The following is a 15,334-nucleotide window of genomic DNA, read 5'->3' as shown; positions in this document are numbered from 1 at the left end:
TGCGCCGGCGAGGCGATCAGTACAGCAGCGGTCGGAAGAACGGATGGTATTCAAGAGTGGACTTGCGAACACCGAGCGGCTTGGCCGGCAGTCCGCCGACAATCGCCATCTCGTCGACGTCGGTGGTCACCATCGAACATGCCGCCACCACCGCGCCGACGCCGATGGTGACACCCTGCAGGATGGTGCTGCGGCTGGCCAGCCACGCATGGTGACCAACTGTGACCGGACGCAGCTCGATACCGAAATCCGGGCTGTGGACCAGGTGCTTGCCGGTGATGATGTGTACGTCGGAGGCTATGACCACGTCGTCGTCGATCCTGATCCGTCCCCGCCCGTCGAGTAGAACGTTGAATCCGATCGAGCAGTTGTTGCCGATCGTGATTCCTCGCAGGCCAAAGACTCGGGTGCCCATCATGATTGACGTCTCGCGGCCGATTTTCATCCCAAAGAGCCGTAGAAAGTTTTGACGCACGGCATGAAACGGGATGTGGGTGATGAGGAAGTTGTAGATTCGTTCGGCGAACTGATCCGACCGTGACGTCGGTACGGCTCCGGTGTCGGCGATGTCGTTGTGTGAGTGAGCTTCTGGTCGAGTCATCAGGGCGTCACCTCGTGGTCTGCGTGGCTGGTGGACTTGTGTCGTATCTCGGCGATGTCGTGCTCGACCATTGCCTTGACGATGTCGGTGAACGATGCGGTCGGAGTCCAGCGCAGTTCACGCTCGGCTTTGCTGGCGTCACCGACGAGTTCTGCAGCATCGGTCGGTCGGGCCATCTGATCGCCCACAGAAAGGTACGGCGTCGGGTCGGTGATCCCGATGACCTCGAAAGCGGCAGCGACGAAGTCGCCGACCGAGTGCGAGACGCCGGTGGCGATCACGAAGTCATCCGGCCGATCGTGGTCGGCGATCCGAACGAGTGCGTCGACGTAGTCGGGGGCCCAGCCCCAATCCCGACGCGAACCCAGGGACCGGAGTGCAAGGTGATCGCTGACGCCCGCTGCGATGGCCGCAACCCCGGAACTGATGGTGCGGGTCACGAAGGCTTTGGGACGCAACGGAGATTCGTGGTTGTAGAGGATGGCGTTGCTGGCCCACAGGCCGGACGCACGAAGCGCCTGCGTCATCGTGTGGGTGAACACCTTCGTCGCACCGTAGGGGTTGGTGGGACACAGCGGGGTCTGCTCATTCTGTGGTACCCGATCGGTGCCTGCGAAGATCTCTGCGCTGGAGGCCACGACCACCCGGATCGGGTCGGCCTGTGCTGAATAGGTGGCAGCCGACTGCAGGAGTGCCACGGTGGCCAATGCGTTGACGCGCGTGGTCTCGACCGGATCGGACCATGATTGCCCCACCGAGGACAAGGCGGCGAGGTGAAAGATTCGTGACGGGCGGTGCTGCGCGACGAGTTGCGCGCAGGCTTCGGTATCTGTGAGGTCCACGGTGACCCAGGTGACCAACGGGCTGCGGGTGAGGGATTCGGCCGGTGTGCCGGGAGCAATGGTGGCCACACACGGCTGACCGCTGGCGACGAGTTGCGCCAAGAGCAGCGTTCCGTCCTGGCCGGCGCCGCCGGTGATCAGCGCTGGCCCGTGGCCCGTGGTCATGGGTTCGTGGCCGCCGCTGCTGCGGTCTGCACGTCGAGGTCGTGGCGCACCATCATCCGAATCAATGAATCGAAGTCGACCTCAGGTTCCCACCCCAGTACCTTGCGGGCCTTGGTGGCGTCTCCGATCAGCAGGTCCACCTCGGCCGGGCGCATGAACCGCGGATCAGTGCTCACGTATCGCTCCCAATCGGAGACACCGACCTCGTCGAAGGCCACGTCAAGGAGCTCTTTGATCGAATGAGTCTCACCGGTGGCGATGACGTAGTCGTCGGCGGTGTCCTGCTGGAGCATCAACCACATCGCGCGCACGTAGTCGCCTGCGAAACCCCAGTCACGCTTGGCGTCAAGGTTGCCCAGCGTGATGCCGGACTGCAGTCCTAGATGTATCCGCGCGACGGCCTGACTCACCTTGCGGGTGACGAACTCGGGGCCGCGGCGCGGTGACTCGTGGTTGAACAAGATTCCCGAGCTGGCGTGCATGTCGTAGGACTCGCGGTAGTTGATGGTCATGTAGTGCCCGTACACCTTGGCCACGCCGTAAGGCGATCGGGGCCACAGCAAAGTGGACTCGCACTGGGGCACCTGCTGGACCTTGCCGAACATCTCCGAGCTGGACGCCTGGTAGAAGCGAACATCCTTCCCGGAGCGGTCGCGGTAGAAGCGCACGGCCTCCAGCATGTTGAGCACGCCTGCGCCGGTCACGTCGCTTGTCAGACGTGCGTTTTGCCATGAATACGCGACAAACGACACTGCGCCGAGGTTGTAGACCTCATCGGGCTCGGAATCGGCGACGGCGCGCATCAGGCTCGACAGATCTAGAAGGTTACCGCTGAGGATTTCGACGAAAGGGTGAGTGCGCGCCAGGCTTTCTCCCTTGGGGTTGTTTTGTCCCTGTACAAGACCGAAAACCTTATATCCCTTATCGTGCAGTAACTCGGAGAGGTAAAGACCGTCTTGGCCAGTGATTCCGGTGATGAGCGCAGTCTTCATGGGCGCTGTCCTTTTCGGGTTGTCGTGGCCCGCGCTGCGCGGGATTACCCAGAGAGTCGAGCTCTGCGAGAGGAGGGCTCCCCCCGGAGCCACGACCTGTGCAACTGACTCTAGCTCGGGTTAGTGTAGGTGGCTAGCGAGGGTTTAGCTGTCCGTAACCGGTCATCTCGCTGTGACAAGAATCCCACGCGCCTCTTGCCGGGAGGACTCGTTCGGGCCGCACAGGTCCGCCGGTGATCGTTTATGATCACGCCGACAGCCCTGAAATGCGGGGTGCCTGACTTCGGCGGGTCGCTAATCTCGTGGACGTAGCGGCTGCGTTTGGTTTTCAGTTCAACCGGCCCGAGGGGCAGGCCTTCAGCCGGCTGGTCGAGCGGGCCACGGGACACGGTTAGAACTGGAGGCTCGGATGGAGTTCAGGGAGTACATCGCGATCTGGCGGAGACGCTGGGTGATCCCGTTGGTACTCGCGGTGGTCGGAGCCGGAGCGGCGGCAGGGTTTGCTCTCACCCAGCAGCCGCAGTACGAAGCCAGCGCCACACTCTTCGTCAACACCACCGGTGGCGCGTCGGTCACCGAGGCTTATCAGGGCAACCTGTTCGCCAAGGATCGAGTGACCTCCTACGCCACGGTGGCGACCGGGCGCGATGTCGCGATGCGGACCATCAAGCAGCTGGGGATCTCGATGTCGCCAGACGCGCTGTCGGCGAGCATCACCGCCAAACCGGTTCCGGAGTCCGTTCTGCTCAAGATCACAGCCCGGAACGCAAACCGGGACCTCGCCAAGGATCTTGCCAACACCGTCGCCGCTCAGACCGCGCAGGTCATCGCCCAGCTCGAGACGTCATCTCGGGGTGGACTGCCCGCGGCCGCGGCCACCATCGTCGACCTGGCTGACCGCCCGAGCGCGGCCGTGTCCCCCAACTGGACGATGCTCCTGGCACTGGGCACAGCCGGCGGGCTCCTGGTTGGCCTGGCGCTGGCGATAGTTCGGGACAAGACCGACCGACGCGTGCGGGGGTTGGCCGACCTCGACAGGACGCTTCCGCTGACTCTCGGGCAGGTGCCACGCGCAGCGGCGAAGGGCTCCGACGTCGCCTATCGCTTGCACGAGGGCTTCGCGATTGCCGTCCGTCAGTTCCGAACGACGCTTTTCGCCTACGCGCGGTCGTCGTCGGCACGCAGTTTCGCCTTCGCCGCGGTTCGTGACGATGCGGGCGGAAAGGTTCGGCGGGTGGCGTCCTCGCTGGTTGCCAACGTTGCTGTCGCACTTGCCGACGCGCGGCACACCGTGCTGCTTGTCGAGGCGGACTTCGACAACCGCGACCTCGGACCACAATTCGGTCTCGACGCCGACTCACCGGGCCTGGCTGATGTCCTCGTCGGCGAGGCCCGCGCTGAGTCTGTCGTGCAGAGCACGACTGTTCCCAACCTGTCCCTCGCGCCGGCGGGACGTGCCGGGATCGACGATCCGTTCGGCGACAGCGGCTTCACGGACTTCATCAAGCAGATGCTGGCGGAGTTCGAATACGTGCTGGTTTCGTCAGCTCCCGTGCTCGCTGGTGCCGAAGCCGCCATGATCGGCCAATCGGTCGACGGCGTGGTGCTTGTGGCCAGGTTCGGCGATACCCGCCGACCCCACATCGACATTGCTGCCACCCGGCTCCGCGCAGCCGGTGCAACGGTTGTCGGAGTCCTCCTCGCCGATGTTCGGCGTCGAATCCTGGCTGTCTGACCGGACTGCAGCTATGTGGCTTTCGTCAGTGTCCAGTGTTGAGTGGGCCCGTGTTCGACGTGCATGCGCCGCGGCGGCGGCGGTTGCACTGGTCACCGCCGGTTGTTCGCAGCCGACGCAGAACTACTCGCCGCGCGAGATCAGCGGGCTACCAACGATAGGTGGTGACGTTGCCGCGACGTCGCTGCCGTCGGTCATCCTTCCGAACATCTCGGGTGACCGCCCTGGCAGCTTGGTCAGCGCTCGTCCCATTCGCGCAGCCGATCCGCGGGTGGCCGCGACCGGCGCCGCAGGTGTCAGGATCAGTTATCGATCCACCTCCGCCAGGACCGGCCGCACCACCGTGGTAGGAGGGATGGTCTGGGTGCCGGTGGGCAAACCGCCGGCCAACGGGTGGCCGGTGGTGGCCTACGGACACGGAAACACCGGTTCAGCACCAGGGTGTGGGCCATCGCAGTTCCCCGACCTGCTGAACTATGGCGATGCCATCAGTGAGTTCGTACGCAATGGCTACGCGTTGGTCATTACCGACTACGAGGGTCTGGGCGGCCCCGGGGTGTTCGGCGTCTTCGACGCGCAGACCTTCGGCCTGAACATGATCGACTCCGTCCGCGCAGCCACGAAAGTCAGCCCGTTGGTGTCCTCACAATGGGCGGCCATCGGGGCGTCGCAGGGCGGTGCGGCTGCCTGGGCGGCCAACGAGTTGGCATCGACCTACGGCGCGGGCCTGAACTTCGTGGGATCGGTCGCGCTCGCTCCGACGTTGGACATGTCATCCCTGGTGGACCGTGCCGCGCAGAAAACCCTGACCGACCCGCAGCGGGATCTGTACGTACAACAGCTGCTGAGTTTTCGCAGGGGCGCGCACCCCGACATCGTGCTGACGGACTACATGCCGTCTGATGTGGTCGCCAACGGGGCCAAGATAACCGCCTGCAAGGGGCCCGCAGTGGCTCAAGCTGCGGCCCTGCTGGACCGGACCAGCCGATCAGCCTGGGTTCCCGCCTCGCGGCAGGCAGCCGACAGGGTCCGCGCCTGGCTGTCCGACTACGCGTTGCCAACCCGGGTGACGTCGGGCCCGGTACAGGTCACGGTGCCGACTGACGATCCGCTCAGCCCTGAGAGCGCCATGAACGCCGCCATCACTGAATCGTGCAAGCTGGGCTCGGAGATCGAGATCATCCGGCGCACGGGCCGAGCCGAGAACGGCGCTGAGGAAGAGTCTGCTTTTGCATGGATACGGAATCGATTTGCCGGCGTGAAGCCGTCCGACAACGACTGTCGCACGCAGCCGTGAGTACCGTGCCGCTGGAGCGCGCTCGCGGTGGTGGACTCCGGCGCGGTGGTGGTCGACGGCTGTTGCTCGTAGGGCTGTGCGCGATTGTCGCTGCGGCGACAGGGTGTTCGGCCCCTGCTCGCGACTACCGACCCAATACGTCGATCGAGTTGCCAACGCCGGGAGCTGCTGCGCCGTCGACGTCGAATTTTCTACCCCCCGGTTACCCGAAGTTGGGTTCGCCGAACCGTATGGGCTCGCTGTTGTCTGCATCAGTGTTCTCCACCATCGATCGTCGGATCACTGACGCCGACGCCACTGCTTACCGCATCCGGTACGTTTCGCAGGACGATACGGGGCGGCCGACACCGGTCACCGGTGTCGTTGCGATTCCCAACGGTCCTGCGCCCGAGGGTGGTTGGCCGGTCGTGGCCTTCAACCACGGCAACACCGGTACCAACTACGACTGTGGGCCGTCGCTGTATGACGGTCTGCTGAACCAGGTGATCCCGATCGCAGCGCTGCTGATGAATCGGTTCGCTGTGGTCGCCTCGGATTACGCCGGACTAGGTGGAGTGCCAACTCAGGTTCACGCGTTCCTCAACGCGCCGGTGCTGGGGCGCAACGTGATCGACGGGGTGCGGGCTGCGCGGTCCTTGCGACCGGACCTGTCGACGAAATGGGCTGCCTTCGGTGGGTCGCTGGGTGGTCTGGCGACCTGGGCCGCCAACGAACAAGCGGCGAGCTACGGATCGGGTCTGAAGTTGGTGGGAGCGGCGGCGTGGGTGCCGGTGGTCAACACTTCGTTGCTTCCCGAGAAGGCGATGATGGACACCCTGACCAAAGATCAACGCCACCTGTACTTTCTGGCGGTCACGTCGATGAAGCTGACGACGCATCCCGAGATCGAGCTGAGTGACTACTTGCGGGGGTCCTATCTACGCAACCGTGAGCTGCTGCGGCTCTGCGTTGGCCCGCGAGTGAACGAAGCATTGTCGATATTGGACAAAGCCAAACCCGCTGACTTGGTCCCGTCGAGCGACGCTGAGGCCAGACAGATGAAGACGTGGCTGGATGACTTCTCGGTGCCGAAGGTGAAGATGGCGGCACCCATGTTCGTGGTGTACGGCTCAGCCGACAAGCTGGTGGATCAGCAGTGGGTGGAGACGGCGCTGCGTCAGGGCTGTGCGCTGGGAGACACAATCGAGTGGCAACTTCGGCTCGGTGAAGGCCACGGCGACATCCAGGCGACAGCAGCGTTACCGTGGGTACGCGGGATGTTTGAAGGCCGCCGCGCCGTCACCATGTGCGACCGACTGCCCCCAAGGAGCTGATCACATGCCGATAGCGGCGGGCACAACCTGGCAGCGCCTGTGCGTAGTGGTCATCACTGCAGTCCTGACGCTGACTGCCTGCAACTCTGACAACCAGCAGCGAGGTGAAGCGCCCCGCGCGGTGACTGATGCCGACTTCTCGGGTTCGGGTCCCGGGACGTTGGTGCAGGCGCAGACGATGCCCGGAATCGACGGATCTGTAGCCGCAGCGGGGGCGCGGGCGGTCCGTGTTGTCTACCGTTCGACATCGGGTCTCGATGGTCGGGCCACGACGGTGTCGGGCGCGGTCTTCGTGCCGTCGGGACCGCCTCCGACCGGTGGTCGATTCGTGATGTCGCTTGCCCACGGCACCAGTGGGGTTCGAACCGAGTGCGCGCCTTCGCTCACACCGACAATCGGCGGTCAGGCCGCACTCATCGTCGCCTATCTGAAACTGGGTTTCGTCGTCACGGTCTCGGACTATCAGGGGCTCGGCGCGCCCGGTGTGCACCCCTACCTGAACGCGAAGACCGCCGGGTTGAACGTCATCGACGCAGTTCGCGCGGCAAGGCGAGTGGCCGGGGGAGTGGCCGGTCCGAAATGGGTGGCCTTCGGAGGCTCGCAAGGTGGTGGTGCCACCTGGGCTGCGGCTGAACAGGCCGGGACCTACGCTCCGGAACTCGCGTTGCAGGGCGCGGTGAGTTTGGTCCCGGCCGCAGACATGTCCGGGCTGGTGCAGTTGGCGCAAGCGGGCACGTTGACCCGCGACCAACAGGCGGCCTACATCTGGGTGCTGTACTCGCTGGGCAAGACCTATCCGGACTTCGACCTCGAGGCATACCGGCGCGGTGCGGCTGCAGAGAACTGGGAGACGTTGTCGGTGTGTGCAGGCCCTCGGGCGAAGAAGCGCGCGGACGTGCTGGCCAAACTGCAGGCATCGGATCTTCGTCCCGCAACTGCTTCTGCCGCGCAACGACTTCGAACGATCCTGCAGCGGTGGGCCCTACCGCAAAGGCGTACCTCCGCGCCTCTGCTGGTCCTGTACGGGGGACGCGACTCCTACATTCGTCCTGAGTGGACACGGGATGCCATCGCTTCGAGCTGCGCGCTCGGATCGGTGGTGACTTCTCAGTTTCAGCCCAACAAAGGGCATGAAACCGTGGATTCCAGTAGCGCTGTGGAATGGCTCGGGCAGCGGCTGGCCGGTCGTCCGGCGCCCAACAACTGCCCGGGCAGCGCGCCGAGTCAGACCGGACGGTAGGACAGCGGGGATGTGCGCGTAGCCGTGGCGGTGGCGGGAATGCCAGACGCGATGGCCATGGCGGCGATATCTGAGCGCACCATCGAGCACGGCTCGACAACCGCGCCATCACCTATGCGTACGCCGCCAGTGACCAGCACGCGACACGCCACCCACGCGTGATGCCCGATCTCGATCGACATGAACACGTTTCCGAAGTCGGACGAGTGCACGTCGTGGTGACCGGCGATCAACTGCACGTCGTGATCGAAGACGGTGTCGTGCTCGATGGTGATTCCCCCACGAGCATCGAGCAGGCAGTGATCTCCGATGCTGCAGTGTGGCCCGATCGACAGGTGCGATGGGCCATGAACTCGGGTTCCGAGGCCGATGACGGTTCCATCTCCGATTGCCGCGCCCGCGAATCGCAACCATGTTGCTCGTATCCGATGGGAGGGCAGTCGCCGGCCGACAATGTTGTACAGCCGTTCCACCAGTTGCTCCTTGGCTGAGGTGGGCGAGACCGTGCTGGTTTCCGGAACACGGGTCGGCGGAGGCGGCGGAGGCTGGGATGGAGTCACGTACGAATTCTCTCAGTTCGGATTGTGATCAGGTCAGTTGGCGCACCGCGAACTGGTACGCATCTGCAAGTTCAGCGGTCATCCGCTCGAAGGAGAACGCTGCGGAGAGTTCTTTGGTCACGATCTCGACGTGCTGCCGGTAGCCCGGGTCGCTGAAGAACGCGCGCACCGCGTCGGCCATGTCGTCTGGCGTCGATCCCCCGAGGGGATATCCCAGTGAACGCATGCTCGGGATGTCGCGGGAGATGACCGGGCATCCGGCGTCGGCGGCCTCGATGGTCGCGAGCGGCCCGCCCTCCCAGGCCGCGGTGTGGACGTAGAGGTCGGCGCGGCGGATCAGGGTGCGCGCTTGATCTGCCGCCACCCACCCGGTCACCGTGACTCCGGCCGTCATGAGTTCGGTGCGGCCCTCATCGCCGTCGCCGATCCACACCACGTCGCATACGTCACGTAGCAGTCTGGCCACTGCAGCCATGAAGTGCGGATCCTTCTGCGCCGAGATTCGCCCCACGGTGACGACAGTGGGTCGCGTCGGCCTGTTTCTGAGGGGCTGACCTGCGGTTCGCGGAGCCACATGTGAGTGCTCGGCGGCCGCATTGGGCACGAAGCGAATAGGCATGGTCATTCTCAGTCGTGCTCCGATGGCTGTCTCGTGAGGACTGACCGAGATCAACAACTGCCGACGTTGCGCCATGGATTTCTCCACCGCCCAGTAGGCCAGCCGGCGGGTGCGCGTGAGACCCATCTCCATCGCGTAGCAGTGCGGCGAGTAGACGACCGCGATGTTCTTGGGCATCACCAACCGCAGTGCGCCCGCATAGCTGGAATGTAGATGCACGATGTCGTAGCGCCCAGATGCTGCCATCTGCCGTGCCCGGGCCGCGAAGGCCACGAGCGAGCCCGTGTGTTGCTCGTACCTGGCGAGTTCGGGAACCTGAAGCGTTTCGTGTCCGTCTCGCGCGCGGGCGAAGATGTGGTGGTCGTGCTCGGGAGTGGCGGTTGCGTAGTTGACAATCGCGGTTCGCAGGCCGCCGCCGAAAGCCTCTGAAATGTGCAAGATGCGCATGATGATTCCTGCTTGCGGTTCGGTCGAATACCGAATATCTGTACGGTCCACTGTGCGAACGGCAACGGAGAAAACCCGATGCTGATTGATCAGCGCAGCGATTCCAGAATAAACGGTCGCTCGGTTCACGTCTAGCGAAATTTAGAGATCAAGATCACGTGTAACGTTTGCGGACTGTTTCCGATTTTCCTGGCGGGCAGTCCATCTCGTGTCGCCGTACGATGAGACTGTCCGTACAGCGCGTCGAATCACAGGTGGGCGGCGCTGCCGAGCGGGGAGGACGTCGGTGATCGGACGAGAGCCATTCGGTAGGCGCCAGCTCCTTCACGGAGCGTTGAGCTCGGCGCTCCTGCTTTCCGCTGGCTGTGCGACCACGTCGAATCGGTCGGGGTCCACCACTGGATCGGCGCCACGGCGGGCTGATGTCACGGAACCCCGCCGTGGTTCCCTCCCGATGTTGGGCCTGGCCGGCGGTTCGGCCTTGGTCTACGCCGATCCTGTGACACGGGCGGCGATGTTCGACATCGTGTCCAACACGAGTGTTCGAATAGTCCGCTTTGATATTCCATGGCAGTTCGTCGAGCCGGTCCGTGGACGTTTTGAATGGAATTTCGTAGATCAAGTGATCGACGACGCCAGACGCCGGAATCTTTCGGTCTTGTGTTCGGTAGTCGGGACTCCCCAGTGGGCTGCTCTGGGCGGGAGCGGTGTGGCCCAAACTCAGCCTGCCGATCCTGAAGAGTTCGGGAAATTCTGCGGTGCCGTCGCAGCGCGTTACCGCGGCCGACTGGCTGCGCTGGAGATCTGGAACGAACCCAACGGCACACTCTTTTTCCGGCCTGAGCCCAACGCAGGGGCCTATACCGCGATGGTGGTGTCGGCATACCGCAGGGTCAAATCGGGCGCGCCCGAGATGCCGGTGGTCGTTGGAGCCTTGGGTCCGTTGACCGGAACCAACTCGATCGGAGTGGCCGCCGTTGAGTTCGTGGCGCAGATGTACGCGGCCGGAGTGGCAGGGCATCTCGACGCGATGTCGTTCCACCCGTACGACTTCGGGGCTGACCTTGCGACCGGTGGGTTGTACGACCAGTCGCCATGTCGGCAGTTGATCGCGATCCACGCACTCATGGCGGCTCACGGCGACGGCGAAAAGAAGGTGTGGCTGACCGAATACGGGGCGCCAACGGTGGATGCAATAACGCCGCAGCGCCAGGCCGATCTGATCGTGGCGACCGCGAGGCAGTGGACGGAGGTGTCGTACGCCGGCCCGATGTTCGTCTACGGGATCCGCGACGATCAGGCGAACTCCCCGGACCCGGAACACAACTACGGTGTCGCCACCTTCGCGTTCGCTCCCAAGCCTGCGGTCGAGGCAGTCGCCGGACTCGTCGCCTCTCCGGGGGCGATGCGTCCAGAGTTTGCGCTGTTTCGTGACAGGGGTGATCTCGGCATCGGCGCCCCGGTGGCCCCGGTACGCCGACAGGGTGCCGGGTTGGCCTACGAACACGAGAGGGGCACCGTGTTTCGGGTCGGCACGCGGTTCGTGGTGGTCGACACCGCAGTTGCCGAAGTGGCACGACGGTTTCGTGTAGCGGCGTCGTCGCGGTTCGCCCGGGGGATCGTGGACTGCGCGGTGCCGGGCGGGTTCAGGATCTTTGCTCGCCCAGGGCAGCCCGCGTACGCCATTTACGGTGCGATCCTGGCGGCGTGGTCTCCTAGTTTGGGATTTCCCGTAGGCGATCAGCAGCAGAGTGAGGATGGAGGTGTGGCTGCGTGCCGATTCGAGCGTGGTCAGATCGTGTGGACGCGCTCGGCGGGAACGAAGGTGACCAGGTCGTGAGGCGTTTCCGCGCAGGTCGTCATGTCAGTAGAAATAGGGAAACCGATCCCAGTCGGGTTCCCGCTTCTCAAGAAATGCATCCCGCCCCTCAACTGCCTCGTCAGTCATGTACGCCAGCCGGGTCGCCTCCCCGGCGAACACCTGCTGGCCCATCAGTCCGTCGTCGGTCAGATTGAACGCAAACTTCAGCATCCGCTGAGCGGTGGGTGACTTTGCGTTGATCACACGGCCCCACTCGATGGCCACATCCTCTAGGTCAGAGTGGTCGGCCACCTCGTTCACAGCCCCCATACGCTGCATCGTTTCGGCATCGTATGCCCGGCCGAGGAAGAAGATCTCGCGGGCAAACTTCTGGCCCACCTGCTTGGCCAGGTAGGCGCTGCCGTAGCCGGCGTCGAAGCTGCCCACGTCGGCATCGGTCTGCTTGAACCGCGCATGTTGGCGCGAGGCGATGGTCAGGTCACAGACCACATGCAGCGAGTGCCCACCCCCAGCCGCCCAGCCGTTCACCACCGCGATCACCACCTTGGGCATGGTGCGGATCAACCGCTGCACCTCCAGGATGTGCAGCCGTCCACCTTCGGCGGCCACTCGCGCAGCATCGACTGTCTCTGTCGACTCACCGTCGGCGTATTGGTAGCCCGAGCGCCCGCGGATCCGTTGGTCGCCGCCACTGCAGAACGCCCACCCGCCGTCTTTGGGGCTGGGGCCGTTGCCGGTCAGCAACACCGTGCCGATGTCGGGGGAGCGTCGCGCATGATCCAGCGTGCGATACAGCTCGTCCACGGTGTGCGGGCGAAACGCGTTACGCACCTCGGGTCGGTTGAAAGCGATTCGTACGATCCCGTTCTCGCGTCCGGTGCCGTTGTGCCGGTGGTAGGTGATGTCGGTCAGATCCTCGAAACTCGCGACCATGTCCCAGTTCTGCGGATTGAACGGCTGCGCAGCGTGATCAGTCATGCCCGCAGCGTAATGCGCTGCTCACGAGGGCTTTCATCGCCGGGTCGCTAGCCTGAGCGGATGACAACCGACGGCCCCGCAGCCACATCGACAGACGACAGTTCACCGGCCAACCCGCACGTCGGCGGATTCCGCGACGACTTCGGCTTCAACACCGAACGCGGAGGCCCACGCTACGGCGAGCTGGTGGAACAGTTTCGCGTGTTGATGGACCTGGCGCGGGCCGCCGACCCCACACCAGAGCTGGTGGACGGGCTCATCGACCAGCTGACAGCAGTGAACGCGCAGCTCGCCACGGCCGAAACCGACGAATGGAGTTCACCGTCGGGCCGGCGTATCGACCTGACTGCGCGCGGCAACGTGATGCTGCCACCCATGGTCATGGACCGCGCCGATGCCACCGGGATCACCGCGCGCGTCACGTTTCGCCGGTTTCACCTGGGCGGCAACAACGCTGCCCACGGCGGCTACATCGGCACCGTCTTCGACGACCTGCTGGGCATGACCTCGGCCCTGGCCACACGCAAGATCACCCGAACCGCCTACCTGAACGTCAACTACCGCTCCATCACCCAGCTTCACATCGAACACACGGTGGAGACATCTGTCACACGCGTCGATGGGCGAAAGGTGTTCGTGGAGGCGAAGATGCGCGCCGGCGAGCAATTGTGCGCTGAAGCGGATGCATTATTTGTGATATTAAAACCCGGTCAGCCGTAGGCGACCTCGGACGTCACCCGGGCGTAGGGCCCGTGATCTGCTCAGAAAAGTGCCCCTCGTCAGATTCCTGATCCTCGAGAGACCTTTCTGCGGACTGCGCGCTCTCGTCCACTACGCAATGTGGTCGAATTCTCATGAGTTGCAGTTCGACAACCACAGCCATACGTTTAGGTAGGCGAACATGCGAAAGCGGCTTCGGCACGCTGGACTCTGCTCGTACGGGGCGGCACAGCTCGGGTTTTCCCGCGAGAGTCAGTGTGGCTGAGGCGCGGCACGCCGCGCGTCGATCGCGGTCGACCGGGTAGTGATCATTGAACTGGGGGGTTCACATGTCGTTGGCTGCTGCGCAGTCTCCGAACGAGAGGTCTGCAGGGACGGCGGCTCTGCCGCGGCCCGCATGTCCAATGCGAGAGCCACAGCCGCACTGGGTGATTGGCTACCGGCGCCGCCTGATCTGGTCGGACGCGATCGTCGTGATCGCAGTGGTGCTCGCGGCCGAGTTCGCGCGGTTCGGCTTCGACTTCGAGGTAGGGGTCGCTTCGGTGCAGGCCCCTGCGATCTTGGTGTCCGCGGTGCTGGCCGCCCTGTGGATCATGGTCTTGCACGTGACGCGCGTATGCGATGTCCGGATCATCGGATCGGGGACTGCCGAGCTGAGCCGAGTGGCAACGGCCAGCCTCATGGTTTTCGGGTTGATGGCCATCATCGATCTGTTGTTCGCACTGAATGTGGCACGCGGATTCATAGCTCTCGCACTACCTCTGGGAACACTCCTCTTGATGTCCTCACACCTTGCGTGGCGCCTTTATCTTCGTCGTGAACGGGCGAATCTGCGCTGCATGAGTCGCGTACTGGTGGTCGGCAACGAGCGCTCGGCGCGACCGATGCTGAGCCACCTCGAACGCAACCCGCGACTGGGTTACGAAGTGGTGGGCGTATGCCTGCCCACCGTCGACTCCCGCACCGCCGCGTCGATCACCATCGAGAAGCGGCCCATCCCGATCCTGGGCGACTTCAGTGCGGCTGCCATCGCCGTGCAGCAAGTCGGTGCCACGACCGTGGCCGTCACCTCTGCCGAAGTCCTGGGCCACTCAGCGATGCGTGAACTGTCCTGGGAACTCGAGGGCCTGGGGGTGGACATGCTGGTGGACCCGGGCGTCATCGACGTAGCTGGTCCGCGGATGTTGGTGCGACCGGTGGCCGGCTTACCGATGCTGCACATCGACAAGCCCACCTACAGCGGGGCCAATCGCATCCTGAAGAGCCTTGTCGACAGGGTGGGTGCGCTGGCCCTGCTCCTGGCGATGTGGCCGGTCCTGCTGGCCTGTGCCATCGCGGTGAAGCTCGACTCCCAGGGTCCGGTCTTCTACAAGGCGGACCGGATGGGCATCAACAACGTGCCGTTTCGGATGTGGAAGTTCCGATCGATGGTGGTCGATGCCGACGCCCGATTGGCCGAGCTGTCAGTGCTGAATGAGGGGTCGGGACTGTTGTTCAAGATCCGTGACGACCCACGAGTCACGCGGGTCGGCAGGTTCATCAGGCGTTACAGCCTGGACGAACTACCGCAGCTGTTCAACGTGCTGGGCGGATCGATGAGCCTGGTGGGGCCCCGCCCGCCCCTGCCCGCCGAGGTGGCGCGCTACGAAGGTCCGGTGATGCGCCGCATGTTGGTCAAGCCCGGCATCACCGGGCTGTGGCAGGTCTCCGGTCGGTCCGACCTGTCGTGGGAGGAATCGGTGCGCCTCGACCTGAGGTACGTAGAGAACTGGTCCATCGCGACCGACGTCCAGATCCTGTGGCGCACGGTGCGGGCGGTTTTCGTGCGGTCCGGCGCCTACTGAAGGTCGACCAGTCGAGCCCGCCGCTGTGGCACACTCCGTCCGCTGCCCGCGCGGCTACGGCACTTCTTTATCAGGGAAGATGGGATTCTTCGGCTGCGGCCGAAGAAAGAAGGCCACCGAGCAGGCGTGAACCCCGATCGCGGCCGCACGTGACGCGCG

At 64.3% G+C, this 15,334-nt stretch carries 13 protein-coding genes; 7 read left to right on the top strand and 6 right to left on the bottom strand.

The genetic code is table 11. From position 1 onward, the window contains the following. Window positions 1-16: 16 nt before the first annotated feature. The 3 genes from KIK15_RS04000 to KIK15_RS03990 are packed head-to-tail and all read right to left on the bottom strand — an operon-like array spanning window position 17 to window position 2,600. A complete protein-coding gene (locus KIK15_RS04000) occupies window positions 17-601 on the bottom strand; it encodes an acyltransferase (protein ID WP_250323921.1) in 585 nt (194 codons plus the stop codon). Then, entirely contained in the window at window positions 601-1,608 is a 1,008-nt protein-coding gene (locus KIK15_RS03995) for a GDP-mannose 4,6-dehydratase (protein ID WP_214242810.1), read from the bottom strand. Before KIK15_RS03995 ends, KIK15_RS04000 begins: the two co-directional genes overlap by 1 nt. Then, a complete protein-coding gene (locus tag KIK15_RS03990; RefSeq protein ID WP_214242809.1) occupies window positions 1,605-2,600 on the bottom strand; it encodes a GDP-mannose 4,6-dehydratase in 996 nt (331 codons plus the stop codon). The genes KIK15_RS03995 and KIK15_RS03990 overlap by 4 nt, the downstream gene beginning before the upstream one ends. Before the next feature lie 409 nt (window positions 2,601-3,009). On the opposite strand from KIK15_RS03990, the gene KIK15_RS03985 reads away from it, so the two are divergent. The 4 genes from KIK15_RS03985 (at window position 3,010) to KIK15_RS03970 (ending at window position 8,185) form a co-directional block, all read left to right on the top strand. Further along, window positions 3,010-4,335, top strand: a complete 1,326-nt coding sequence (locus tag KIK15_RS03985) for a polysaccharide biosynthesis tyrosine autokinase (protein ID WP_214242808.1) — start codon at window positions 3,010-3,012, stop codon at window positions 4,333-4,335. 355 nt (window positions 4,336-4,690) lie between these two features. Continuing rightward, the gene (locus KIK15_RS03980) at window positions 4,691-5,632 is read left to right on the top strand and encodes a lipase family protein (protein WP_214242807.1); all 942 of its coding nucleotides are present in this window, start codon (window positions 4,691-4,693) and stop codon (window positions 5,630-5,632) included. Between the two features lie 242 nt (window positions 5,633-5,874). After that, the gene (locus KIK15_RS03975) at window positions 5,875-6,945 is read left to right on the top strand and encodes a lipase family protein (protein WP_214242806.1); all 1,071 of its coding nucleotides are present in this window, start codon (window positions 5,875-5,877) and stop codon (window positions 6,943-6,945) included. A gap of 4 nt (window positions 6,946-6,949) precedes the next feature. Next, the gene (locus tag KIK15_RS03970) at window positions 6,950-8,185 is read left to right on the top strand and encodes a lipase family protein (protein ID WP_214242805.1); all 1,236 of its coding nucleotides are present in this window, start codon (window positions 6,950-6,952) and stop codon (window positions 8,183-8,185) included. Here KIK15_RS03970 and KIK15_RS03965 read toward each other — a convergent pair. Then, window positions 8,170-8,658 (bottom strand): acyltransferase, encoded by a 489-nt coding sequence (locus KIK15_RS03965; RefSeq protein ID WP_214242804.1) that lies wholly within the window; start codon window positions 8,656-8,658, stop codon window positions 8,170-8,172. The genes KIK15_RS03970 and KIK15_RS03965 overlap by 16 nt on opposite strands. A 115-nt stretch (window positions 8,659-8,773) precedes the next feature. Continuing rightward, window positions 8,774-9,811 (bottom strand): glycosyltransferase family 4 protein, encoded by a 1,038-nt coding sequence (locus tag KIK15_RS03960; protein WP_214242803.1) that lies wholly within the window; start codon window positions 9,809-9,811, stop codon window positions 8,774-8,776. A gap of 709 nt (window positions 9,812-10,520) precedes the next feature. Between KIK15_RS03960 and KIK15_RS03955 the strand changes: the two genes are divergently transcribed. Continuing rightward, window positions 10,521-11,651 carry a hypothetical protein gene (locus tag KIK15_RS03955; RefSeq protein WP_374222808.1) on the top strand — a complete coding sequence of 377 codons (1,131 nt, stop codon included), beginning with the start codon at window positions 10,521-10,523 and terminating at the stop codon, window positions 11,649-11,651. A 24-nt stretch (window positions 11,652-11,675) separates the two neighbouring features. Here the strand turns inward: KIK15_RS03955 and KIK15_RS03950 are convergent, their stop codons facing one another. Then, complete coding sequence (locus KIK15_RS03950; protein ID WP_214242801.1) at window positions 11,676-12,611, bottom strand: 1,4-dihydroxy-2-naphthoyl-CoA synthase; 936 nt, start codon at window positions 12,609-12,611, stop codon at window positions 11,676-11,678. A gap of 60 nt (window positions 12,612-12,671) precedes the next feature. On the opposite strand from KIK15_RS03950, the gene KIK15_RS03945 reads away from it, so the two are divergent. Together KIK15_RS03945 and KIK15_RS03940 are read left to right on the top strand one after the other, a co-directional pair. Next, window positions 12,672-13,331 carry a PaaI family thioesterase gene (locus KIK15_RS03945; protein WP_214242800.1) on the top strand — a complete coding sequence of 220 codons (660 nt, stop codon included), beginning with the start codon at window positions 12,672-12,674 and terminating at the stop codon, window positions 13,329-13,331. Window positions 13,332-13,759: 428 nt separating this feature from the next. Further along, a complete protein-coding gene (locus tag KIK15_RS03940; RefSeq protein WP_307851721.1) occupies window positions 13,760-15,175 on the top strand; it encodes a sugar transferase in 1,416 nt (471 codons plus the stop codon). Window positions 15,176-15,334: the final 159 nt, after the last annotated feature.

It is taken from the genome of Williamsia sp. CHRR-6 (assembly GCF_018474015.1).
Taxonomy (GTDB): Bacteria; Actinomycetota; Actinomycetes; order Mycobacteriales; family Mycobacteriaceae; genus Williamsia_A.
The sequence above is the reverse complement of the archived record's forward strand: the minus strand, read 5'-3'. Positions and strand labels throughout refer to the sequence as shown.